We start from the raw sequence: 22,435 nt of genomic DNA, 5'->3' as shown, positions 1-22,435 counted from the left end.
CCGACGCAGGCGCGCTATCCCGGCGCAACCAGATTATCGTCAGAATTGCGGTCGACATATTTGTTGTACGGATCGACCCCGACCCATGACGGTTCGCTATCAGTCACGATAGTGATGGTCTGCTCGCCAGATTTGACCGGACGGCGCTCCATCAGGATCACGTTCTCGGTTGCAAAAGCATCTCCGCCGGGGCGTTCGGTGAACAGGCCGATTTCGATCTGGTCTGACAGATCGGCCTCGGTCTCTTTCCCTTCGCCGTCGGCATAGTATTTCGCCGCCGCGATTGTGATCGTGGTTTCAAACCGTCCATCATCCAATTCGCGCACTACCGCCTCTTCCGCTTTCAGATCATAGACCGTGATGCGCTGGAGCAGATCGCGGACAAGATCGCGCTCTTCGTCATTGCGGGCGAGTGAGTAGAACCCTTCGACCAGATCGGTTGAGGTTGCGTAAGGCTGGCTTTTGAACCGGTAACGATCAAGCAAGCCGGATAGCATTTCATTCACGCGGTCTTCGCCCAAACGATCCTGAAGCAGATACATTACAACCGATCCTTTGCGGTAATGGATGTAGCCTTGGTTCTCAACCCGCTCCAACGGCAGCTCTTCAATGGCTTCGCTGCCACGAGAAGTCAGGTAATTGTCTAGCTCGAACTTAAGGAAGCGGCGCATATCGTCTTCGCCGTAGAGCTCCTTCATCACCATCAGCGCCGAATATTGCGCCATGGTTTCGACCAGCATGGTGCCGCCTTGCATATCCGCGCTGATCAATTGATGCGCCCAATATTGGTGGGCGACCTCGTGTGCGGTGATGTAGGTTACGTAGTCGATCTCACCCGGATCGGCGAGATTGGCGAGGAAGCCGATGCTTTCCGAATAGGGCATGGTTCCAGCAAATGCTTGAGCAAAGGATGCATAGCCGGGGAATTCGATGATCCGCGCATGCGGGAATTGATACGGCCCGAAATTGGCGCGGTAATAGCCAAGCGAGGTATCCATCGCATCCAGCATCCGCTCCACATTGTACGGGTGCTGCGCGTCGTAATAGACCTGCAACTCCACCCCGTCTGCCTCGCGCGTGGCGATCTGATAATCGGCTGACTGGATCGAGAAAAACGCAAGGATTGGAGCGGTCGATTTGAACTGCGCTGTGCGGCGATCTCCGACGGTTTCATCCGAGATTTTAGAACCCGGCGCGATTGGCACCTGATCGGCTGAGGTCGAGATGGTGATGTCGGAGTTTACCCAATCAGCATCTCCGACATAATTGCGCTCACGCGCGCTCTCATCTTCGAGTTTGGCGATGCGAAGCTCCGGCTCCAGATCATAGCTGCGGCGCGTTGCGCGGTCTGTCAGCAATCCGTTGCGGTCCATCCCGATCTGCGGAGCAAATTCGGCGTTGTTCAAGAACGTACCGTTCTCGACGAGGCGCGTGCCGTAACCACTCGTCGTCATGGCTTTGTGCCAGCGACGTGTCGTGAAGCTCAGCGTTGCCGTTTCATCCACGCCAAGCGGCGTATCAAAACGGTAAATCCGGTATTTGAACGCTTCGTCATTCTCCTCCAGCGTGGCACCGGGGATGTCGATGGTCAGCAATTCGGTTTCCAAATCGGAAAGCCGCACATGCAGCATCTCTACCGGCGCGCCGGTGTCGTTGACCATCTGATAGGTGCCGCTGGCTTCCATCCGTCTTTCTTCGGGGAAGAGATCGATGTTCAGCGTCACATCGGTCAACGAAGGCTGTTTCAGCGTTTCGTATTTCAGATATTTCTTCTCGTAATCCGCGAGCTGTTTCTCGCCATCATCCTGATTGCGATACTCGTTCTGCACATTCATTTGGTTGTAGAGGAACGCGCCAGTGCCAACGGATGTAAGCACACCCGCAAGGCCAAGCGCGCCTGCACCAGACATCATGCGGCGCGGCAATTGTTTGAGGCGCGGCATCAAGCGCGTCTCTGTCCCGCGGCGCCACAGCAAGTGAGCCAGCACAGCCAGTAACAGGGCAACGCCGCCCCAATAAAGCCGCAGCCACCAGCTCACAGCGCCCGCCACTGCGTCGCCATTCATATCCGAAACAGGTCCTACCGCTGTTGTTCCATAAAGAAGCAGCGGGTGATCATAGCCGAGGCTGTTGAAGGTGATTGTGCCGACTATGTACAATACCATCAGTCCCCAACCGAGATATTTGTTCGGGCTTAGCGCTTGAACAAAGACAGACAGAACTGCGATCAACACAAGGTCGATCGTTGTCGGCAGAATGTACCAGGCGAAGTACTTGTCGAGCTCGAAATTGAAATAGCCACGCACTGCCTGAATGATGATCGCGGCGATGACCGAAATCAGCAACGTGGAAAGCAGAACCATCGTCACAGCAATCGTCTTTGGCACCATGTAAGCCCATCCGGGCAACGATGTGCTGTCGATCACTTCGTGGAATTTCCGATCTCGGTCACGCCACACCAATTCGCCGCCATAATAGATCGCGATGATCAGCGGGATGATGCCGAATGTGCCTTGCAACAGTGGAAGCAGAGCAAAGGTCGCCGGAACGGGCGGTGTGCCATACACTTCGGTACCGAACAGCAGCGCAGTCGAGCTGTTGAACAGTCCCATGATCATCAAGACGATGAAAGCTGGATGCCGGACAACCTGTCCGATCTCAAACCGAGTTGTTTTGGAAAGGCGGGCCAGTGCTGCGCTTTCCGGCCTGGCCGATGGCAGCACGGAAACGGTACGCGGTTCTGATTTGGCGAGCTTCTCCGCTTTCTTGGCAAGCTTCTTCGCCTTGCGCGCGGACACGCCTTTATCGGCGAAGCTGAAACGCCAATAGGCCAACACAAGAGCAATTGCAGCAAGACCCAACGCGAGCAGGCGGTTGAAAAGGATAGTGCCTGTGAATGTCGGCAGCTGGGTGTTGGATTCGATCGCGGTCCAATACCGGGTTTCGTTGGCGACTGCGCCAAAACCCAGCGGGTCGATCAATGCGGCGGTGTCGCGGTATTCAGGTTCTCCGCCGACTACGACGTTGAACGAGACATACAGGACAAGAAAGCCGACAACCGCGACGTAGGAATAGATCATCGAGCGGGTGATGGTCGCGACCGCAAAGAATATCGCGCACAACATGATCACAGTCGGTGCGGCGAACAATACGTAACTGGTCGCATAGTCCATGAAGCGGTTCGGGCCGACCGTTTCCGGATCGACCCATGGCATCATAGAGCCAACAAAAATCGCGAACGGAATGACGAGAAACGCGACCAGCGCCGCAAAGGTCGCACCGGTGAATCTGCCCATCAGATAGGCGAATTTGGACACCTGCGTTGTTCGGACCATGGGCCCGAAGCCGCTTTCGTCATCGCGCACAACGACATTGGCGACGAAGGCGGTTGTGACAAACATAAAGAACAGGGACAGGATCATTTGCGTTTGCAGGATCGCCGTCGGGGCGTTCACATTAACGTTGCCGCCGCTTCCGATCTGGATGCTTTCGCTCGCTGTCGCGCCGAATGTCAGCAGGAAGAATATAACAACCGCAACCCAGAAAACCGGATTGCGCATTTGATACCGCAGTTCAAACTGGGCGATCTTACCAAACATGGCCGTTCCCCCGCTTACGCTGCTTCGGCGTCGGTTGCAGCGGCGTCTGCCTTCCGCGTGGCGGATAGGGTGGAGAAATACACATCCTCAAGCCCGCCATCGACGCTGGCAAAGCCGTCTCCCGGATCGGTGTCCGACATGATGTGAACGATCGTTTCGCCAGCGAACAAGCGGGTGGAGATTACTTCATACATTTGGCGATAGGCGCCGATCTCACCGTTCTCGATTGTCTTGCCCCAGATGGTACCAGCCGATTTCTCGATCAGGTCTTTCGGTGCGCCTTCCAACTCGATGGAGCCTTGCACGATAACCGCCATCCGCGGGCAAAGATCGGCGACGTCCTCGACAATATGGGTGGAGAGGATCACCACCACATTCTCGCCAATCGCGGCGAGCAGGTTGAGGAACCGATTGCGTTCTTCCGGGTCGAGGCCCGCTGTCGGTTCATCAACAATAATCAGATCGGGATTGCCGATCAGAGCCTGGGCAATGCCGAAACGCTGCCGCATACCGCCCGAAAAGCCTGCGATTGCTTTCTTGCGTACGTCCCATAGGTTCACCTGATTGAGGAGGGTCTCGACCGTGTCCTTACGCTCACCCTTGCCAGCGATCCCTTTCAGAACCGCCATATGGTCAAGCATGTCATAGGCCGAAACGCGCGGGTACACGCCAAAGTCCTGCGGCAGATAACCAAGCCGTTTGCGCAGCGTTTCCGGATCCTGAAGAATATCGAGACCGTCAAACGTGATTGAGCCCGACGTAGGCGTTTGCAATGTGCCAACTGTCCGCATCAAAGTGGATTTGCCCGCGCCGTTTGGGCCAAGCAGGCCGAACATCCCTTTGGGTATTGAAAGAGTGACATCGTCGAGCGCGCGCACGCCGTTGGAATAGACGTGGCTGACATTGTTCAATTCGAGCATGCGAACGGTGATCCCTCTTTGGTCTTCCAATTGAAGGGAAAGCTAGAATGGTGTGTTATCAATGTAAAGCACCAGTTTGCATCTCTCTGCCGAAGCGTGATTTTCATCGATCAACGGTTTGGGCAGGGCACCTTACTTCGGGGGCATGCGGATTGCGCCATCCAGCCTGAATTGATGGCCGTTGATGTAGGAGTTTCGTGCAATCTCGCAGATCAGCGAGGCAAACTCTTCCGGTTCACCCAGACGTTTGGGGAAGGGGACGCTGGCGTTCAATTGATCCCACATTTGTGGATTGCGATCTTTCATGCCTAGCATGAGCGGCGTCGCAAAGATGCCGGGCATAACGGAGTTCACGCGGATGCCGAGATCCATCAGATCGCGCGCCATCGGCAGAACCATTCCGTTCACTCCTGATTTGCAGCTGCCATAGATGGTCTGGCCAATCTGCCCGTCTTGCGCTGCAACGCTGGCAGTCAGAGTAATCGCACCGCGTTCTCCATCCGCATTGACCGGATCGGAGTTTGCCATGCCCAATGCCGAGATGCTTGCGACACGGTAACTCGCGATCAGAATTCCTTGCGCGCCGAATTCGTAATCCTCGGTTGAAAGGCGCTTGTAACCGCCAGTGGTCTTGTCGAATCCGATTGTCTTGCCGCGCTTTGATGCCATGGCGCAGTGCACTGTCACGCGCTCCTGACCGTGAGCCGCACGGGCGGCAGCGAAGCCGGCCTCGACGCTGGCTTCATCGGTAATGTCGACATGGTGGAACGTGCCGCCGATCGCCTTGGCATGCTCCTCTCCCGCTTCATCGTTGATGTCGAAAATCGCGACTTTCAATCCGTGTTCGGCCAACGCCGCTGCGCTTGCTCGGCCCAACCCTGATGCGCCGCCAGTAACCACGGCTGCCATACCTGCTTCGAGTTTCATGTTCTCTCCTATGATTTCTCTCTAGCCCAGTCTTAGCGCGGTTTATCGCTGCCGCCATCGCAAAGTATGAGCAGGCTGGCGCAGTGCGTCTGGCATGCTAGGGCGCGCGGATGGACGCTTTCATGTTCACATTGCTGCTGACATTCATCATCGCGCTGGGCGGGCGCGATCAGATGATTATTGCGCAATTTTCTGACGAGCTTGAACGGACAAACGGTCTACTCATTCTTGGGCTTGCATGCGCAGCGGCGAGTGCGGCTGTGATGGCCTATGCCGGATGGACAATCGCGGCGATCCTGCCGGCCCGCGCGGCCAACATGCTGGTCGCCATAGCTATCGCTTTCGCCGGATTGGAACTGTTCTGGCGGATCAAGTTGAAACCGATGAAAGAGCCGACGCGCAGTCATATTGCGATTGGTGTTGTTGTGCTTTTCCGCCAGTTTGGCGATGCGGCACGTTTCGTAATCTTCGCCTTTGCTGCGCAGGCGGTCTATCCGGTTGTGACGATCATTGGCGGCGCGCTGGGCGGGATGGCCGCCATCGCGGTTGGTTGGGGATTGGGAAAGGCCAAGCTGGATCGGTACCCCCTCCATTATATCCGCATCTCTATCGGTGTTTGTTTGATTGTTGCGGCTTTATTCATCGGATTGAATGCTCGTTTCGCCACCCTTTGATCGATTTATACGATTAATCCGATCTGAATTTTCTCGAAACCAATCTGCGCCTCACTCATTGATTAGGTGAACAGACACACAGCGGCTGTCCCCCCAGTCGCCTGACATGAACACCAATCAGGAGGACAAGCATGCTTGATCCAAACAACAATTCGAAAACCGCTCTTATCGCCGAAATCAATGGTCTGCTGGCCGATCATTTCGCGCTCTATGTGAAGACAAAGAACTTTCACTGGCACGTGAAAGGTCCGCGTTTCCGCGATCTGCATTTGATGTTTGACGAGCATGCGATCGAAATCCGCGACCAGATCGACGCGATTGGCGAGCGCGCTCGCAAGCTTGGCGGTGATACCATTACCTCGGTCGGAATGATTGCTGAGCACACACAGGTCAAAAACCAAGACAGCGCGGCCCTGAGCGCCGAACAAATGGTCGCCGAACTGCGCGATGACAACGCCAAGATGGTTGAGCGTCTGAAAGCGATGAAGGATCTGGCGGAACAGGCAGGCGATAACGCCACCGACGGTCTGCTGGATGACTGGACCGACATGGCCGAAGAGCGCGTCTGGTTCCTCACCTCGACACTCGGATAAGCCGAACGCAACAAAAAAATCAGAAGGCGTGCCAAAGCGTCCACATCAAAAGGGCTGTTTCCGGTTAGCCGGAAGCGGCCCTTTTGCTATGGCGGGTGGATGGAACACATAGACTTTATCCCCGATATGGACGCGGCAGAAATCGCGGACCGGCTGGCCGCGTATTTGGAATGGGCGCTCGATGCCAGTCATGCCGATCTCACCATCGCGGTGCCAGGCGGCTCGACACCCTTCCCGATCTTTGAAGAACTGGTGACGCGCGAACTAGATTTCACTCGGATCGTTGTCTGGCCGACCGATGACCGGATCGTGCCGGAGGATCACGAGGCGTCCAACACTGGAAAGATGCGCGCGATATTCGAACCCGTCGGCGCGCAAGTTATCGGCCTGCATGAAGATGCAGAAATGCCGGACTTTGCATTGGTGTGGCTGGGCATGGGAGCGGACGGTCATATCGCCTCGCTGTTCCCCAACACGGACCCCCAACCGGACGATCCCCGCGCGGTGCGCCGCATCACGCCTGATCCCTTGCCGCCAGAGGCTCCGTTTGACCGGATCACGCTCACAATTCCGGCGCTGCTCAATTGCCCATCGATCATTTTCGTCATCCGCGGCGATGACAAACGCGCCGTTTTTGATGCGGCTGCGGCGGGTAACAGCGATTTGCCGATTGCGCGTCTCTTGACGCAGGCCAAAGAGTGGGAGCCAGAAGCCCCCCGGATCACCTGCTTTACCTGATGGCGAACTTCATCCCTGCTCCGTTACACCGCGCTTTGATGCCGACCGCGCACAAATTGCGCCACCGCTGGCGGATATGGCGCGGCACGCCGATTGAGGCGGTGAGTGTGGTGGTCACCAATCTGAACGGCGATGTCCTGCTGCTGCGCCATTCTTACGGGCCAAAGGTCTGGGCGCTTCCAGGAGGCGGACTGAAACCGGGCGAAGACCCTGCTGAATGCGCGCGGCGAGAAGTGATGGAAGAACTTTCTGTCAAAGTGACCAATGTCCAATCACTCGGAACTATTGCAGAGGAACTGTCGGGATCGCCGCACACTGCGCACCTGTTTTCCGCCATGTGCAATGCGCGCCCCAAACCGGATGGGCGCGAGGTGGATGAAGCCCGCTTCTTCCCGTCGCATTCTCTGCCAGAACCGCTTGGCGAGGTTACCCGCCGCAGGCTTTCCGTCTGGAAGAAACGCGGCACCGGTGACGGCGGCTAGAGCAGCGAAAGCTGGGCATTGTCTTTTTCCGGCGGTTTGGCATCGCCGTGGTCTAGGTTGGACAGCGTCAGCCCCATCAGCCGGATCGGCATTGGCAGCGGCAATGCCTCTTCGAGCAATTCGCGGCCTAGTTTTGCTACCTCTTCCTTGCTTTCGATCCAGTGCGGGACCGATTTTGAACGGGTCATGTTCTGGAAATCGGTGTATTTCATTTTGAGCGTGATCGTGCGCCCGCGCGCCTTCGCATTTTCGATCCGCTCCCAGACGATATCGATGATGTTCTCCAGCGTCTCGCGCAAAGCCGCGCCGCTGGAGATATCATCGCTAAACGTGCGCTCTCCGCCGACCGATTTACGAACGCGGTGCGCGCTTACCGGGCGCAGGTCGATGCCGCGTGACGCGCGGTACAGATAGTCAGCGAACGAACCGAAATTGGTGCGCAGAAACTCGATATCTTTAGCCGCCAGACCGGCGCCCGTGTGAATACCCAACCGCTTCCTTTTCTCCTCGGCCTTTGGGCCGACCCCGTGGAATCGCCGTATCGGCAGGCCCGCGACAAAATCTGCGCCCTGACCCGGCCTTATCACGCACACGCCATCGGGTTTGTTCTGGTCGCTCGCCAGTTTTGCGAGGAACTTGTTGTAGGACACGCCCGCGCTCGCCGTTAGGCGCGTTTTGGCTCGGATTTCCTGCCTGATCAGATCGGCGATGCGAGTGGCGCTGCCAATGCCCAGCAAGTCCTCGGTCACGTCCAGATAGGCCTCGTCCAGACTGAGCGGTTCGACATGCGGTGTGTGATGTTCGAACACAGCGCGGATTTGCCGGCTCGCTTCTTTGTACGCATCAAACCGGTGCCGCACGAAAATGAGATCGGGGCACAGCCGCTTCGCCGTGACGGATGGCATCGCGCTTTTGACGCCGAATTTGCGCGCTTCGTAACTCGCCGCGGCCACCACGCCGCGTCCGCCCGATCCGCCCACCGCCACCGGCTTTCCGCGCAGTTCAGGATTGTCGCGCTGCTCCACGCTGGCAAAGAATGCGTCCATATCGACATGGATGATCTTGCGAAGGCCCATCGCGGCTTCATCATCTTTGTCGGTCGAGTGGTCGGGCATATCGCTGACAATAGCCGCATGATCGTGCCCGCGTCACGAAAATCGCGCTTCCCTTATTGTGTCCAAACGCCCAAGGCTGCGCGCAATGACCGCAACCGCCGCCTCGCCTGCCATCCGCAAATCTTTGGGCGAGCGTGAAATGATCGTGCTGATGGCGCTTTTGATGAGCCTTCAGGCATTCGGTATTGACGCGATGCTTCCCGCGCTTGGCGAGATGGCAAATGACTTTGGCGCAGAGGGCAATGATCGCCAGCAGGTGATCGGCGCGTACTTCATCGGGTCAGGTATCGGCGCCTTGTTCCCGGGTATGTTTGCAGACCGTTTTGGCCGCAGACCGGTGCTTGCCGTTTGCCTCGTCGCCTATATCAGCCTGTCGGTTGCCTGCGCATTGGCGACGAGTTTCGACATGCTGATTGCGATGCGATTGGTGCAGGGTTTTTCCTGCGCGGGATTAAGCGTGGTACCCGCAGCAATCGTGCGAGATCAGGTGGGCGGCGACCGCATGGCGCGGCTGATGAGCCTGATCATGATGATCTTTCTGATCGTCCCGATTATCGCCCCCGCGATTGGTCAGGTCATCCTGATCTTTGCCGGTTGGCAGGCGATTTTCTACGCGATGGCTTTTGTCGGCACACTGGTCGCTGCGTGGGTGTGGCTGCGCCTACCTGAAACTTTGACCGAGGAAACCCGCCAGAAAATCGACCTGTCAACCGTCACAGCGAATATGGGGCAGGCGCTCTTTAACCGTCAGGCAATCGGCTATGTCATCGGCAGCGGGCTGGTGTTCGGATCGCTGTTCGGCTTCCTCAATTCTTCGCAGCAACTGATTGGCGAAGCGTTTGGCATGGGCAATTATTTCGCGGTGATATTTGGCGGGGCAGTGCTGGGCATGGTGGCCGCAAACTTCCTCAATTCGCGGATCGTAGAACGGTTCGGAGCGCGGCGCGTAAGCCACACCGCGCTGTTCCTGTTTATCGGCGCCTCACTGCTCCAGCTATGGTCAGCGAACCAGCCTGATCAGACGATCTGGCAGTTTGTCCCGTTGATGAGCTTCAACATGGCGATGTTGGGTTTTGTCGGGGCGAATTTCAGCTCGATCGCGATGCAGCCGTTTTTCCATATCGCAGGCGCGGCGAGCTCCGTTCACGCGGCATTGCGCATGACATTGGGCGCGGTTTTGGGCGTGACGATTGGTGCGGCCTATGACGGTACGACTGTCCCTCTCGCCATGTCGATGCTGATCTGTTCACTGCTGACGCTGGTCATCGTGCTGTTCAGCGAGCGCGGGAAGCTGTTCACGCGGCCTAACGCCTCTTGATTTACGCACGCCATCGGGCGTGCGATTGCCTCGCTCATAAGACCTAGCGGTCGCGTCGCTGCGGACGGGCGCCAAAAAGCATAGACGCCCTTGCGGCCCTATGGGCCGTTTTTAGCGCTCCGCCTCAAGGTTCCGCCATGCCAGTCCTGCGAATTCGCACAGCAGTGACCGTGTGTCGCGCGGGTCGATGATGTCCTCGACGTTGAACAGTTCTGCGCTGCGAAATGGGGAGGTGACTTTGTTTAGCCGTTCCTTGATCGCCTCAAGCTCGGCTGCCGGATCATCGCTTGCTGCAATTTCGGATTTGTAGGCGACTTCCAATCCGCCCGCGATGGGCAGGCTGCCCCAATCGCCGCTCGGCCAGCAGAAACGGTATTGATACAGATCGGCGTTGCTCATGGCGCTGCCCGCGATACCGTATGCGCGGCGCATCACGATGCTGGCGAGGGGCACGGAGGCTTTGTAGATCGCGTTCATCGCCTGCACGCCGTACCGGATCGTGCCTGCCATCTCTGCCTCGCGCCCGATCATAAAGCCGGGATTGTCGACGAGGTGGACGATGGGGAGGCGAAACTGGTCAGCCAGCTTGACGAAGCGTTCGACTTTTTCGCTAGTCTTGGCTTCCCATGACCCGCCCAGAAAGCTGGGATCGCTGGCGATAACGGCGACGGGATAGCCATCAAGCCGGGCCAGCGCTGTGATCGCCGCGCGGCCCCAATTCTTGCCAATCTCAAACACGGTGCCGTGATCGAGGATCATGTCCATCGCGCGGCGCATGGAATAGACCTGCTTGTCGTCGCGTGGGACTAGGCTGAGCAGAGCTTCTTCACGCCGGTCGACCGGATCGGTGGGCGCTGCGCGGCGGGCGAGTTGCCCGACATGTTCCGGCATAAAGCTCAGGAAGTGGCGCGCTCTGGCAAAGGCTTCGGCCTCGCTCGCCACCTCATCATCGACCACTCCGTTGCGGGTGTGAATATCGACCCCGCCAAGCTCTTCCTTGGCTTGCTGGTGATCTTCTGCACTTTTGTAGCTTGCTCCGAGGCCATCCACGACAGCGGGGCCAGCGGCGAACAACTGCGACAGCCCGCGAACCATGATCGAGTAATGGCTGGCGACAATCCGCGCCGCGCCAAGGCCAGCGGTCGGGCCAAGGGCCAGCGCCACAACGGGCACAGTATCAAGGTTTTTGACCGTGTCGCCCCAGCCGGGAACCGCCGGAATATAAGTCGCGCCGATCTGTTCGAGCGTTTTGACGCTGCCGCCGCCGCCCGTGCCGTCGATCATTTTGACGATGGGCAGCTTAAGCTCGTGCGCCATCTGTTCGGCCTGCACCATCTTGCGCTTGATGCCCGCATCCGCCGCGCCGCCGCGAATGGTGAAATCGTCTGCGGTGGCCACAATAGGCCGGCCATTGACGGTGGCTTTACCGAATAAGAACGGGGCAGGGGTGACGCCGGTTAGATCGCCGTTTTCGTCGTAGTGGCCCTTGCCAGCGATCTTGCCGATTTCGCGAAAGGAGCCTTCATCGCAGAGTGCCGCAAGGCGAGCGCGGGCATCCATCTTCCCGCGACTGTGCTGGCGAGCGACCTTGTCTTCGCCGCCCATCTGTTCGGCGAGCGCCTCGCGCGCGCGGAGTTCTTCGAGTTCAGCTTTCCATGTCATAACAAACCCCGTTCACCCTGAACCCGTCGGAACCGTAGGTGGGCGAATGCCCTACGGCGAAGCTGCACCGCATCGCCAATTCGCGCTTCGACAGGCTCAGCACGAACGGGTTGGAATGTTAGTCTTCGGAACTAGGCTCCACCACACAAAGCACCGCCTCAACTTGAACCTGTCCGCCTTCGCTCGCCGCAAGTTCCGTAACAGTCCCATCAAACGGCGCGGTGAGCGCGTGCTCCATCTTCATCGCTTCAAGCACCATAAGGCGGTCGCCTGCTTTGACCGTTTGGCCATCGGTCACATCGACCGCGATCACCTTGCCCGGCATGGGTGAGAGAATTGCGCCGTCTGCAGCGGAGGCAGCGCCAGTGCCTCGTTCATGATCGAGTGCAATTGCAAAAGTGTCGGCACGATAGCTGACCAGCGCGATGTCAGGAGCGGCGAGTGATGAGAATGTGTGATCCAACCGGTCTTTGCTGGGCTCGGCTGCGTATACTTCCTTGCCAGAACGCATGCGCACCGTTCGGTTCGCTGGGGCATTGAGACGGAATCCGGAAAGCGCGCGAATGTCTTCATCTTCGTACTGCTCCAACAATTCCATCGCTGCCCGATTCAGCATTTCCACCTTCGGTTGAACCATTGGGCTCAGGTCATTTTCATGATCGGCAATGAATGCTGTCGTCAGATCTGCAGCCGCAAAGGCCGGATGAGTCACTAGATCGAACAAGAAACCTGCGTTCGACTTGACTGGCCAGACCGCGACGCTTTCAAGCGCTGTGCCAAGCCGGAAAATCGCTTCGTCACGGGTTGAGCCATGCGACACGACCTTTGCGATCATCGGGTCGTAGAAAGGCGAAACAGCGGAACCACGTTCGATACCAGTCTCCACCCGTAAACTTTCGCCTTCGTCAGGTAGATGGCATCGATCGAGTGTTCCGGTCGAAGGGAGGAAACCAGCGGCGACATCCTCCGCATAAAGCCGCGCTTCAATCGCCCAGCCATTGATGCTCAATTCTTCCTGCTTCAGCGGGATCGGCTCACCGCTCGCGACCCGCAATTGCCATTCGACCAAATCCACACCTGTGATCTCTTCGGTCACAGGGTGTTCGACCTGAAGCCGGGTGTTCATTTCCATAAAGAAAATGCGGTCGGCGCGCAGGCCTTCGCTGGCATCTGCGATAAACTCAATCGTGCCCGCGCCCTCGTAATCGACCGCTTTCGCTGCGCGCACGGCGGCGGCGCAGATCTCTTCGCGGGTGGCCTCGTCCATACCGGGGGCGGGGGCTTCCTCGATCACCTTTTGGTGGCGGCGTTGAAGTGAACAATCACGCTCGAACAGGTGGACGACATTGCCGTGGCTGTCGCCGAACACTTGCACTTCGATATGGCGGGGCGAGGTGATCCACTTTTCCAGCAACACTTCGTCATTGGAAAAGCTCGCCTTGGCCTCGCGGCGGCAGCTTTCCAGATCGGCTTCAAAATTATCGGGCGCGTCAACTTTGCGCATACCCTTACCGCCGCCGCCTGCGACGGCTTTGATCAGGACGGGGTAGCCGATGGCGTCTGCTTCTTTGGCGAGCCGCTCTACCGACTGGTCTTCGCCAAGATAGCCCGGAGTTACGGGCACTCCGGCGGCGATCATGCGCTCTTTCGCGGCATCCTTTAGGCCCATCGCCTCGATGCTTTCAGGCTTCGGCCCAACCCAGATCAGGCCCGCCGCGATCACTGCGCGGGCGAAGTCGGCGTTTTCTGACAAAAAGCCGTAACCCGGGTGAATCGCCTCAGCGCCCGTTTCCTTCGCCGCCGCGATGATCTTCTCACCGACCAGATAGCTTTCCGCCGCTGGCGAGGGGCCAATATGCACGGCCTCGTCTGCTTGGCGCACATGCAGCGCTTTGGCATCGGCGTCGGAATAGACCGCGACGGTCGCCACACCCATTTCGCGCGCGGTGCGGATAATGCGGCAGGCAATCTCGCCGCGATTGGCAATGAGGAGTTTCTTGATCATTCTTCGATCCAATGCATGCCGTATTTGTAGCAATCGGATGGCGGCACCATCGTGAAACTGGTGTTGGCGACTTTCCACCCGCTTTCGGTTTTTACCATGCTGAGCGAATTGACGCCGCAATGGGTCAGCTTGCCGTCGACTTCAAAGCTGTAGGGTCCCCACACCTGCGCCATGTCGCCATCAACGCTGATCCGGCGAAAATCCATCCGCTCGGATGTTTTGCGTTTGCCCTTGCTCCACCGTTCAAGATGATCGGCAACGGAGACGATATCAACGCGCGGATTGTCAGGATCCATGCGATTGTGAACGAAGATCGTTCCTTCGGGGATCATATGCTGGGCGAGGGCGGATTTATCATCGCTGCCAATGGCATCGATGAAATCCGCCGCCGCAAGCATCACTTTGCCAGAGTCGGTAGGGGTCATCGTGAGCTGTGCAGAGGCCGCCGTCGCGGTGACCGCCAGCGCTGCGGCAAGAATTGATCTGATCATGCCTGCAATCGCTACGCCAGCGCGCACGCGTCTTCAAGCGGTGTGATTAGAAGCGGAGTTGAAACAGGCGGCCGTCACCAAACACCACCAGAGTGATCGCAAGGCTGAACGCGGCATAGCTGATTGCAATCCACTTCCATCCCAGCGCATCACGGCGATAGCGTCGAATGAAGAGGTAGCCGGTAAGGCCGACAGTGAAAGCGAAAAGCGCCCACGGTCCAAAGCCGAGCATGATGCTGAGCCGGGCCTCGTCATTTGGAGCGGATATCGCGCTGATTAGGGCAGCCATGGCCCTTTGGGCGAAGACGATGAATATGACCGAGGGTGCCCAGCGCCAGCGGCTGAGCGCGGCAGCGATGGCAAACAGCACCATCAACGCAGGCCCTGCGGCGGTTGCGCCGATAACAGCCGCGTCGCTCATTTCAGAGGTATAGCGGACCGTGTTTGCTGCTCATCACGCCTGATACACCGTAAGCCATCGCCGCCAGCATATGGGCGGCCTCGTGCAGCAGGTGGATTACAATGGCGAGCGCGGTGGTGCCTGCAAATAGGCGCAATCCACTTGGACGATCCGCCTCAGGCAGCATCGATTGATTTGGGCCGGAAATCCTTGATCCCCCATGTGATCGGGCCGTCCGGGTGCTTCTCGCGGTTGATCGCAGCCGAAAGGAACGCACGCGCGCCGTAAAGCGCCTTTTCCCAGCGCGGCACATAGGTGCGGCTGTTCCACGCTTCGGTTCCGCGTTTGCGAACCTTGCGGCCAATTGCACCGTAAATGCGCGCGGCGGACAGGACGGCCCAGCGGCTGCGGAAGGGCAAGCGAGCAGCGCCGACACGGGCGGCGGCTTCGTGCTTTTCGACCAAATCGACCAGTTTCGATGCCATATCAGCCAGCTCCTGCCGGTGATGCGGCTTGGTGTGTTGACCCGGTTCGATGTCTTCTTCGACGAGCCACATCAGCGGGAGATAACAGCGCCCAACAGCGTCATCCTCCACAATGTCGCGCGCAATATTGGACAGCTGGAAGGCGAGGCCCAGATCATTGGCGCGGTCGAGCGTATCCTGATCTTCGGGATCGACGCCCATCACCACGGCCATCATCACGCCGACGGCCCCGGCAACGTGGAAGCAGTAGCGAAGCATGTCGACCTCTTCGCGCGGGCGCCAGTCCTCGGCATCCAGCGCAAAGCCTGCGATGACATCTTCGGCCATGGCGGGGGTGAGTCCGCATTCCTCTGCCACCACGCCCAGCGCATCGAAAGCGGGATCGCCAGTGGGCTCGCCTGCGAAGGCCATAGCGGTGAGTTTGCGGATCAGGTTTAGGCGGCTGTCGAGGTCTGATTGGTCGCCCAATTCGCCGCCCATCACTTGGTTGTCGGCGATGTCATCACACTGGCGGCACCATGCATAAAGCAGCCAAGCGCGCTCTCGCGTTTCGGGATCGAACAGACGCGATGCGGCGGAGAAGCTTTGCGAGCCGACCTTGATTGTCCGGCGAGCGTGTTCAACCAAAGCGGTGCGGCGGGCGGCGTCGACTTTCATATCAAGCGCGCCCTAAAGGTCGTCGGCCTTCATTTTGAAAATCGGTGTGTGCGGCACATAGGCTGCCATCTTGTCCAACAAATCGGGCAGCGTCTCAGATGAAATCAGGATGTTCTGATGCGCAGGGCGGACAAAGCCCACATCGGCCATCTTCGCGTTGAACGCGATCAAATCATCGTAAAAGCCGAACGCGTTGAGCAAGCCGACCGGATCGGAATGATAGCCAAGCTGCGCCCAGCTCATCGCCTCCCACAATTCATCCATCGTACCCACGCCGCCGGGGATGGTGACAAAGCCATCGGAGAGATCGGTGAAACGCTGTTTGCGTTCATGCATGCCGGTGACTGTGATCAGTTCGTCACAATTGTGATTGGCGATCTCTGAATTGACGAGTGCTTCTGGGATCACACCGATTACTTCGCCGCCCGCTTGCCTAGCACCGTTTGCAACAGCGCCCATCAGGCCCAGCCTGCCGCCACCATAGACGACGCCAATGCCGCGTGTCGCAAGGCCGGCGCCAACTTCGCGGGCGAGTTCGATATAACGCGGATCATCGGGCGTGGCCGAGCCGCAATAGACAGCGAGACGTTTCATCAACGGGGTTCAAACTTCCATTCTGGGCCGCAAATATGTTGGAAAACGGCGGTCAGCACTTTTTCATCGGCTTTATCGTTAGCTCGGACAAACTTTCCGATCTCATGGCTGCGAACTTTTGGGGTCTCGTTCTGCAATTTCGGTTCCCAGGATCCAATAGCGGCCAACATCGAACGCTCACAATCAATCGCAACCAGAAAATCAACGACATATACGCTGCCGTCTCGTTCGGGTTCGTAGCCTCTGACAAGCACCGTCTTATAAGTGTTTTCACCGTCGGAATAGTCAGCTGTTTTTGTCCGATCAAGCAGCATAACTTCCGCTCTCTCACGATCAATCACAGACCATTCGTGCCTGTGGTCTTCTGACACCAGGTCGGACCGCGGCAAGTCCACGGCGGGTATGTTCAGCATCATAAGAAGCGAGGTAACAATCATGCTGTCGCTTTGACCGCGAGATATTCTGGCACGGCACCCGAGGCCGTTATTGCGCAGCTAACTTCCAAATAGCGCGGATCATTGGGCGTGGCGGAGCCGTAACAGGCCGGGGGGCGTTTCATTTTGAAGATTCGTAGCTCCATGTTGGTCCGCAGATGTGGCTGAACATCGTGTCCCGCAGTTCAGCTGGCATGCCGGTGAGTGATCGAAACCGCTGCTGCGGCGCCTTTTCGCGCACGCCGCCTTCATTGCCTTCAGTCACAATCCAGCCTTCCAAAGACGCCGCCCGTGATCCGTCGCAATCAATCGCCAAGAGATAGTCGCTGAAGTCCGGCAGTCTTGCCTTCTGGATGCCTCTGATCAGGACAGTCGGATAAGGACGCCCTTCATCGAGGTGGGTACCGCTATGCGCAAGATCGAGAGATATCGAGGTGTCATCCTCGTCTACGATCTGTGACCACTGATGCACATGACCTTCGTCGACCAATCTGGAACGCGGTAAGTCCGCTGCGGCGACATTCAGGGCCATCAAGAGCGCGGTAAAAGTCATGCAGTTTGCTTAACCGCCAAATCCTCCAGCACAATACCGGCTGTTGCCTTGGCGCTGCCGACGACGCCGGGGATGCCTGCACCCGGGTGGGTGCCTGCGCCGACGAGGTAGAAATTGTCGATCACATCGTCGCGATTGTGGCCGCGCAAGTATGCGCTCTGCCACAGGACCGGTTCAAGGCTGAATGCGCTGCCCAGATGCGCGTTGAGATCGGCCGAGAAATCCTTCGGTGCGTAGTGGAATTTCGTCACGATCCGGTCGTGAATGTCGGGGATCAGGCGGCGGCCCACTTCGTCGAGGATCGCCTTTTCCAGCTTCGGCCCCTCGACGTCCCAATCAATCGGCATTTTGCCCATGTGAGCGACCGGCACCAGCGCATAGAACGTGCTTTTGCCCTTTGGCGCCATGCTCGGATCGGTCACGGTCGGGTGGTGCAGATAGATCGAGAAATCCTGTGGCAGCACGCCGTTTTTGTAGATGTCATCGACCAGACCTTTGTAGCGCGGGCCGAACAGGATCATGTGGTGCGGAATGCCCGGCCACGTACCTTCGAGGCCGAAATGAACCACGAACAGCGATGGCGAATAGCTCTTGCGGGCCAGCGATTTCGCATATTTCGGACCGCGCGCGCTTTCGCTCAGCAAGTCTTTGTAAGAATGCATGATGTCGGCGTTGGAGGCGACCGCATCGAAACGCTCTTTCCAACCGCTTTCCGTTTCAACTTCGGTGGCTTTCGTGCCGAGCGTGTGAACCTGCTTCACGCCGTCACCGACGCGCATTGTCCCGCCGAGGCGTTCGAAATGGCGCACCATGCCCGCGATCAAACGGTTGGTGCCGCCGCGTGCCCACCAGACGCCGCCGTCCTTTTCCAGCTTGTGGATCAACGCGTAGATGGAGGATGTTTTCATCGGGCTGCCGCCGACCAGCAGCGTGTGAAAGCTGAAGGCTTCACGCAGGCGTTCATCCTGAATGTAGCTGGCAACCATGCTGTAAACGCTGCGCCACGCCTGCTTCTTGACCAGCGCAGGGGCCGCTTTCAGCATGCTCTTGAAATCGAGGAATGGGATATGGCCCAGCTTCACATAGCCTTCTTCATACACGCCTGCGGCATATTCGAGGAAGCGCTGATATCCGATCACATCATCGGGGTTGAGCTTGGCGATTTCCGCATAGAGCTCGTCTTCGACGTTGGAATAATCGAAGTTGGTCCCATCGGGCCAGTTTAGACGGTAGAACGGGTGAACTTTCATCAGCTCGACATCTTCGGCGATGTCGTGGCCGGTCAGCTCCCACAGCTCTTTCAGGCAGGGCGGATCGGTGATGACGGTTGGACCTGCATCGAACGTGAAGCCGTCCTTTTGCCAGAAATAGGCGCGGCCACCGGGCTTGTCGCGCGATTCAACCACGGTTGTTTTGATGCCGTGCGATTGCAACCGGACAGCAAGCGCCATGCCGCCAAAACCGGCACCGATCACACAGGCGGTCTTGCCCGCATACTTTTCGGCGATGGCCGGATTGATCCCCTTGCCTCCGGTGGTGGACAGGCCAAGATCAAGTTTAGCGTCTGGCGTTATCGGGGCATTCATGCCGTTTTCTCCGGTTTCAGGGGCTTGCCCCGCTTAAACATCGCAGTGATTGCGCGCGGGATAGATACGGGCGGATCACCCCACAGGACGCGCAGACGGTCAAATGCCGTAGACTTGCCTGTATAGAACCGCTCGATCAGCCCTTCGCGAAGACTGTAGAACCTTTGGAATACGTTTACGCGCTTCTCTGGTTTCGCCGCGAAGAAAAGAAATCTTCCCAGCAAGCGGTAATAACCGGTTCTGCGCCAATGGGTTTTCGCACGCGCCTCCATAATGGCGGCAAGCTGTGCACCCGGCAGATCGGCCTCTGCCGCAATGGCCAGCGCGTTTTCGACCGCCATCGGCATCGTATAACTGGTGAGAGGGTGGACAAACCCGCCGCGAGCCCCGGCGATGGCGACCCCTTCGATGCGGACCTCATCCTGATAAGCGGCGAAGTTTCCTCCGGTGAGAACGGGCAACACACCGCTTTCGTGCCCCACAGGCGTCCCATCCTGCCAGCCGTTCTGGTGGCAATATTGATCGATCCGCGCTGATAGAGCGCCGCGATCCAGCTGAGGATCATCGGCGTAATACGTGTCTTCGACAAACACATCATGCGCACCCAGCGGCAGGACGTAGACGAACCGGTATGCCCCGCCGTTTCCGTGCGGCGCGACCTGATCGACGGTCGCATCCATGATCACGGGTCGTTCGATCGAGTGCGCCTGTTCCAGCTTTACATGGCGGCCAAGGAAAACCTGCCATCCGCCGTTCAAATGTTTGCTGCTTGAGAACGTGCGGCAATCGATGACTGTCCGGGCCGTGATCCGCAAACCGTCTTCCAAATCGACGCCGCGCGCATCGATAGACATTGCGCGGCAACCCATATGCATAGTGCCTTCAGGCAGCGCGCGGGAAAGTCGTTCGTGAAAATTGGTCGAGGATAGCGACCGATATCCGGTCTTGAGCTTGCGCCTGTATTTGGGGAAACGAACCTCGTACCCGTCATCCCAGCCTTCTTTGCGGAAGGTCGATAGGAGCGCTCGACCCGCCTCTGATAGATCGCTTGAAAACCAGCTCCAGCGGTGGTTGCCGCCGAGCGTTTTGCCCCCCTCAATCAGAGCAATGCGAAATTCGGGGCGCGCCTGATGCAGGGCAAGCGCGATCAATCCGCCGGAAAGTCCGCCTCCGACAATCGCCACATCATATGCGACAGGGGTGGCGGTATCTGCTTCGGTATCGCGGCTTGAACTTTCCATGCGGGCTTTGCCCTAGTCCACAGGCCCACGCGGGGCAATGGAAGACCGAGCGGTAAGGAAGATTCTTGATTGCGCTCGAATCGTCCGGCCGTTTCGCGCTAATCCCAGAAAACCAAGTGTTTGACGCAATTCGGGAAACTTTCACGTTCAGCAATAGTAAGTGTAGCACAATTCAAGATCGGCATATGAACATGAAACATCTCCCCTCGCAGCCAATCCATGCAATCGCTTTCGCGGGCGCTCTGGCATTTTCCGCGCCTGCTCTGGCTGACGATCCGAGCGATGATGGCGCCGATGATGCAGCGGCGGAGGGTTCGGAGCAAGATGGCCGACCACAGAATGCAGGCGGCCCTCCAGAGGGTGTCACATCGGGCGGACCGCCTCCCGGTGCATTCGCCAATAGCGTTTTCGATGATACCTGGCTTACCATTGGTGCAGGGGCCGGTCTTACGCCGAGCTATTCCGGCTCCGATGATTATGTCGTGATCCCGCTGCCTTTGATTGTCGGCCGGGTTGGCGGCATTGGCATCTCTCCCAATGGCCCCGGTTTCAATCTTGATGTATTGTCAAAGGCGCCAGCCGCAGGCCCGCCCGAAACCAGCCTGTCCTTTGGCCCGACTTTCCGCATTCGCGGCGACCGCAACGGCCAGATTAAGGATCCGGTTGTTGAGCTTGCCGGTGACCTTGATACCGCTCTCGAAGTGGGCGTGCAGGGCGGCGTAAGCTTTCCCGGAGTTCTCAACCGGTTTGACCGCGTTGGTCTGTCTGCCGCTGTCCGCTGGGATGTGCTTGGCGCGCATGACGGTATGCTGATCGAGCCGGGCATATCATATTTCACCCCGCTGGGGCGCGGCGCTGCAGTCCAGTTCATTGGCAGCGCCAGCTTTGTCGATGATAGCTTTGCTGACTATTATTACTCGGTCACACCTGCGCAAAGCACCGCGACCGGATTGCCGCAGTTCAACGCTGATGGCGGGCTTAACAGCCTTGGCGTGACGGCAATTGCGACCGTTGATCTCGATAACGATGTGCTCAACGGCGGTTTCAACGTCTATATGGTTGGCGGGTTTTCGCGTTTGATGGGTGATGCCGCCGATACGCCGTTCACGGCGGAGCGCGGCAGCGCCAGCCAGTTCATCAGCGGCATCGGGATCGGCTACACGTTCTAAAAAAAGCGCCCGCAGTTAAACCGCATGCCCTAGCCACCGAACCGCTTTACGAAGAATTCTTCGGCAATCTTTTCCAATTCGGCCTCTTCGGAAGCCAGCAACGGCTTGTTTTCCTGCTCTGTCCGGACAGCAACAATCTTGGGTGTCATCATCTCAAATTTCCGCAGCGTCGGGCTGGCTGCCATCTTTCGGGTGATCTCTGCTCTGTCAGCTGCAGAGAGTGCCAAGGCCCCCCGCGTCGCAGCAAGATTGATGTCCCGATTAATCTGCGTTTCAGTCACCGGTGCGTCGGTTTCGATGCCGGACAAAGTGTTATCCGGAGAGAAGTTGCGAGAGACATTGCCCATCAAACGCTGCATCGCATCGGTGCGGTAATGCGCAGCCACTTCCAAAGCGCCCTCAGGCGTAAACTCGCTGCGTAGCAACGCGATCATACTGACCTTCATTTCCGCGTTTGAGCGTGTCATCGATTTCATCAGAACCGGGCTGATTGCGTCAACATAATCGTTGATGAGACCAGGGCTTTGCGCTTCGAGTGTTATGAAGTCAGGTATCTGAGCGTATTGATTTCGGATGGCCTCCAATGCGTTTTCAATCACAACATCCTGATCAACGCCCGACTGGATGGCCGCGTACATTTCTTCGTACGGATCGACATTATCCTGAGCCATCGCTGGCAGATGGAAGGTCGCCAAGATTGCGGCGAAAAGCGCCAACGCTGCGATACGAATGCGATTCAAAATCATGGTAGCCCCTTGTCTGTTGGTCAAACAATAGCGCGATTTTGGCATT

22 protein-coding genes are annotated in these 22,435 nt (G+C 57.9%); 6 read left to right on the top strand and 16 right to left on the bottom strand.

Annotation, left to right across the window (positions count from 1 at the left end; translation table 11 throughout):
* Positions 1–14: 14 nt before the first annotated feature.
* From KCG46_RS00660 to KCG46_RS00650, 3 genes are all read right to left on the bottom strand, one after another.
* Positions 15–3,599, bottom strand: a complete 3,585-nt coding sequence (locus KCG46_RS00660) for an ABC transporter permease/M1 family aminopeptidase (RefSeq protein WP_218403454.1) — start codon at positions 3,597–3,599, stop codon at positions 15–17.
* A 14-nt stretch (positions 3,600–3,613) separates the two neighbouring features.
* The gene (locus KCG46_RS00655; protein ID WP_218403453.1) at positions 3,614–4,519 is read right to left on the bottom strand and encodes an ABC transporter ATP-binding protein; all 906 of its coding nucleotides are present in this window, start codon (positions 4,517–4,519) and stop codon (positions 3,614–3,616) included.
* Positions 4,520–4,651: 132 nt separating this feature from the next.
* Positions 4,652–5,446 (bottom strand): SDR family oxidoreductase, encoded by a 795-nt coding sequence (locus KCG46_RS00650; protein WP_218403452.1) that lies wholly within the window; start codon positions 5,444–5,446, stop codon positions 4,652–4,654.
* A gap of 110 nt (positions 5,447–5,556) precedes the next feature.
* On the opposite strand from KCG46_RS00650, the gene KCG46_RS00645 reads away from it, so the two are divergent.
* The 4 genes from KCG46_RS00645 (at position 5,557) to KCG46_RS00630 (ending at position 7,933) form a co-directional block, all read left to right on the top strand.
* Positions 5,557–6,120, top strand: coding sequence for a TMEM165/GDT1 family protein (locus KCG46_RS00645; protein ID WP_218403451.1), 564 nt, complete (start codon positions 5,557–5,559; stop codon positions 6,118–6,120).
* Between the two features lie 131 nt (positions 6,121–6,251).
* Entirely contained in the window at positions 6,252–6,713 is a 462-nt protein-coding gene (locus KCG46_RS00640; RefSeq protein ID WP_218403450.1) for a Dps family protein, read from the top strand.
* A 99-nt stretch (positions 6,714–6,812) separates the two neighbouring features.
* On the top strand, positions 6,813–7,451 hold the full coding sequence (locus KCG46_RS00635) for a 6-phosphogluconolactonase (protein WP_218403449.1): 639 nt from the start codon (positions 6,813–6,815) through the stop codon (positions 7,449–7,451).
* On the top strand, positions 7,451–7,933 hold the full coding sequence (locus tag KCG46_RS00630; RefSeq protein WP_218403448.1) for an NUDIX hydrolase: 483 nt from the start codon (positions 7,451–7,453) through the stop codon (positions 7,931–7,933). The genes KCG46_RS00635 and KCG46_RS00630 overlap by 1 nt, the downstream gene beginning before the upstream one ends.
* Here KCG46_RS00630 and dinB read toward each other — a convergent pair.
* Positions 7,930–9,048 (bottom strand): DNA polymerase IV, encoded by a 1,119-nt coding sequence (gene dinB, locus KCG46_RS00625; protein ID WP_218403447.1) that lies wholly within the window; start codon positions 9,046–9,048, stop codon positions 7,930–7,932. The genes KCG46_RS00630 and dinB overlap by 4 nt on opposite strands.
* A gap of 85 nt (positions 9,049–9,133) precedes the next feature.
* Between dinB and KCG46_RS00620 the strand changes: the two genes are divergently transcribed.
* On the top strand, positions 9,134–10,366 hold the full coding sequence (locus tag KCG46_RS00620) for a multidrug effflux MFS transporter (protein ID WP_218403446.1): 1,233 nt from the start codon (positions 9,134–9,136) through the stop codon (positions 10,364–10,366).
* Positions 10,367–10,477: 111 nt separating this feature from the next.
* Here KCG46_RS00620 and KCG46_RS00615 read toward each other — a convergent pair whose 3' ends face one another.
* From KCG46_RS00615 to crtY, 11 genes are all read right to left on the bottom strand, one after another.
* Positions 10,478–12,028 carry an acyl-CoA carboxylase subunit beta gene (locus KCG46_RS00615; RefSeq protein WP_218403445.1) on the bottom strand — a complete coding sequence of 517 codons (1,551 nt, stop codon included), beginning with the start codon at positions 12,026–12,028 and terminating at the stop codon, positions 10,478–10,480.
* A 118-nt stretch (positions 12,029–12,146) separates the two neighbouring features.
* Positions 12,147–14,033: an acetyl/propionyl/methylcrotonyl-CoA carboxylase subunit alpha gene (locus KCG46_RS00610; RefSeq protein ID WP_218403444.1), complete on the bottom strand. Its 1,887-nt coding sequence runs from the start codon at positions 14,031–14,033 to the stop codon at positions 12,147–12,149.
* The gene (locus tag KCG46_RS00605; RefSeq protein ID WP_218403443.1) at positions 14,030–14,524 is read right to left on the bottom strand and encodes a hypothetical protein; all 495 of its coding nucleotides are present in this window, start codon (positions 14,522–14,524) and stop codon (positions 14,030–14,032) included. The genes KCG46_RS00610 and KCG46_RS00605 overlap by 4 nt, the downstream gene beginning before the upstream one ends.
* A gap of 46 nt (positions 14,525–14,570) precedes the next feature.
* Complete coding sequence (locus KCG46_RS00600) at positions 14,571–14,945, bottom strand: hypothetical protein (protein WP_218403442.1); 375 nt, start codon at positions 14,943–14,945, stop codon at positions 14,571–14,573.
* 1 nt (position 14,946) lies between these two features.
* Positions 14,947–15,111: a hypothetical protein gene (locus KCG46_RS00595; protein WP_218403441.1), complete on the bottom strand. Its 165-nt coding sequence runs from the start codon at positions 15,109–15,111 to the stop codon at positions 14,947–14,949.
* A complete protein-coding gene (locus KCG46_RS00590) occupies positions 15,101–16,066 on the bottom strand; it encodes a phytoene/squalene synthase family protein (RefSeq protein ID WP_218403440.1) in 966 nt (321 codons plus the stop codon). The genes KCG46_RS00595 and KCG46_RS00590 overlap by 11 nt, the downstream gene beginning before the upstream one ends.
* Before the next feature lie 12 nt (positions 16,067–16,078).
* Positions 16,079–16,660 (bottom strand): LOG family protein, encoded by a 582-nt coding sequence (locus KCG46_RS00585; protein WP_218403439.1) that lies wholly within the window; start codon positions 16,658–16,660, stop codon positions 16,079–16,081.
* Positions 16,660–17,031, bottom strand: coding sequence for a hypothetical protein (locus KCG46_RS00580; protein WP_218403438.1), 372 nt, complete (start codon positions 17,029–17,031; stop codon positions 16,660–16,662). The genes KCG46_RS00585 and KCG46_RS00580 overlap by 1 nt, the downstream gene beginning before the upstream one ends.
* 184 nt (positions 17,032–17,215) lie before the next feature.
* Complete coding sequence (locus tag KCG46_RS00575) at positions 17,216–17,647, bottom strand: hypothetical protein (protein ID WP_218403437.1); 432 nt, start codon at positions 17,645–17,647, stop codon at positions 17,216–17,218.
* Positions 17,644–19,098, bottom strand: a complete 1,455-nt coding sequence (locus tag KCG46_RS00570; protein WP_439648831.1) for a phytoene desaturase — start codon at positions 19,096–19,098, stop codon at positions 17,644–17,646. Before KCG46_RS00570 ends, KCG46_RS00575 begins: the two co-directional genes overlap by 4 nt.
* Positions 19,099–19,229: 131 nt before the next feature.
* A complete protein-coding gene (gene crtY / locus KCG46_RS00565) occupies positions 19,230–20,474 on the bottom strand; it encodes a lycopene beta-cyclase CrtY (protein ID WP_218403435.1) in 1,245 nt (414 codons plus the stop codon).
* A 191-nt stretch (positions 20,475–20,665) separates the two neighbouring features.
* Here crtY and KCG46_RS00560 point away from each other — a divergent pair, with 191 nt between their 5' ends.
* On the top strand, positions 20,666–21,643 hold the full coding sequence (locus tag KCG46_RS00560; protein WP_255551691.1) for a MipA/OmpV family protein: 978 nt from the start codon (positions 20,666–20,668) through the stop codon (positions 21,641–21,643).
* A gap of 29 nt (positions 21,644–21,672) precedes the next feature.
* Here KCG46_RS00560 and KCG46_RS00555 read toward each other — a convergent pair whose 3' ends face one another.
* The gene (locus KCG46_RS00555) at positions 21,673–22,389 is read right to left on the bottom strand and encodes a hypothetical protein (protein ID WP_218403433.1); all 717 of its coding nucleotides are present in this window, start codon (positions 22,387–22,389) and stop codon (positions 21,673–21,675) included.
* Positions 22,390–22,435: the final 46 nt, after the last annotated feature.

This window comes from Erythrobacter crassostreae (genome assembly GCF_019204045.1).
GTDB classification, from domain to species: domain Bacteria; phylum Pseudomonadota; class Alphaproteobacteria; order Sphingomonadales; family Sphingomonadaceae; genus Erythrobacter; species Erythrobacter crassostreae.
The sequence above is the reverse complement of the archived record's forward strand: the minus strand, read 5'-3'. Positions and strand labels throughout refer to the sequence as shown.

Coding starts and splice junctions, on each gene's coding strand:
- KCG46_RS00660 (WP_218403454.1), bottom strand. CDS start 3,599: ATGTTTGGTAAGATCGCCCAGTTTGAACTGCGGTATCAAATGCGCAAT.
- KCG46_RS00655 (WP_218403453.1), bottom strand. CDS start 4,519: ATGCTCGAATTGAACAATGTCAGCCACGTCTATTCCAACGGCGTGCGC.
- KCG46_RS00650 (WP_218403452.1), bottom strand. CDS start 5,446: ATGAAACTCGAAGCAGGTATGGCAGCCGTGGTTACTGGCGGCGCATCA.
- KCG46_RS00645 (WP_218403451.1), top strand. CDS start 5,557: ATGGACGCTTTCATGTTCACATTGCTGCTGACATTCATCATCGCGCTG.
- KCG46_RS00640 (WP_218403450.1), top strand. CDS start 6,252: ATGCTTGATCCAAACAACAATTCGAAAACCGCTCTTATCGCCGAAATC.
- KCG46_RS00635 (WP_218403449.1), top strand. CDS start 6,813: ATGGAACACATAGACTTTATCCCCGATATGGACGCGGCAGAAATCGCG.
- KCG46_RS00630 (WP_218403448.1), top strand. CDS start 7,451: ATGGCGAACTTCATCCCTGCTCCGTTACACCGCGCTTTGATGCCGACC.
- dinB (WP_218403447.1), bottom strand. CDS start 9,048: ATGCCCGACCACTCGACCGACAAAGATGATGAAGCCGCGATGGGCCTT.
- KCG46_RS00620 (WP_218403446.1), top strand. CDS start 9,134: ATGACCGCAACCGCCGCCTCGCCTGCCATCCGCAAATCTTTGGGCGAG.
- KCG46_RS00615 (WP_218403445.1), bottom strand. CDS start 12,028: ATGACATGGAAAGCTGAACTCGAAGAACTCCGCGCGCGCGAGGCGCTC.
- KCG46_RS00610 (WP_218403444.1), bottom strand. CDS start 14,033: ATGATCAAGAAACTCCTCATTGCCAATCGCGGCGAGATTGCCTGCCGC.
- KCG46_RS00605 (WP_218403443.1), bottom strand. CDS start 14,524: ATGATCAGATCAATTCTTGCCGCAGCGCTGGCGGTCACCGCGACGGCG.
- KCG46_RS00600 (WP_218403442.1), bottom strand. CDS start 14,945: ATGAGCGACGCGGCTGTTATCGGCGCAACCGCCGCAGGGCCTGCGTTG.
- KCG46_RS00595 (WP_218403441.1), bottom strand. CDS start 15,111: ATGCTGCCTGAGGCGGATCGTCCAAGTGGATTGCGCCTATTTGCAGGC.
- KCG46_RS00590 (WP_218403440.1), bottom strand. CDS start 16,066: ATGAAAGTCGACGCCGCCCGCCGCACCGCTTTGGTTGAACACGCTCGC.
- KCG46_RS00585 (WP_218403439.1), bottom strand. CDS start 16,660: ATGAAACGTCTCGCTGTCTATTGCGGCTCGGCCACGCCCGATGATCCG.
- KCG46_RS00575 (WP_218403437.1), bottom strand. CDS start 17,647: ATGACTTTTACCGCGCTCTTGATGGCCCTGAATGTCGCCGCAGCGGAC.
- KCG46_RS00570 (WP_439648831.1), bottom strand. CDS start 19,098: ATGGCGCTTGCTGTCCGGTTGCAATCGCACGGCATCAAAACAACCGTG.
- crtY (WP_218403435.1), bottom strand. CDS start 20,474: ATGGAAAGTTCAAGCCGCGATACCGAAGCAGATACCGCCACCCCTGTC.
- KCG46_RS00560 (WP_255551691.1), top strand. CDS start 20,666: ATGAAACATCTCCCCTCGCAGCCAATCCATGCAATCGCTTTCGCGGGC.
- KCG46_RS00555 (WP_218403433.1), bottom strand. CDS start 22,389: ATGATTTTGAATCGCATTCGTATCGCAGCGTTGGCGCTTTTCGCCGCA.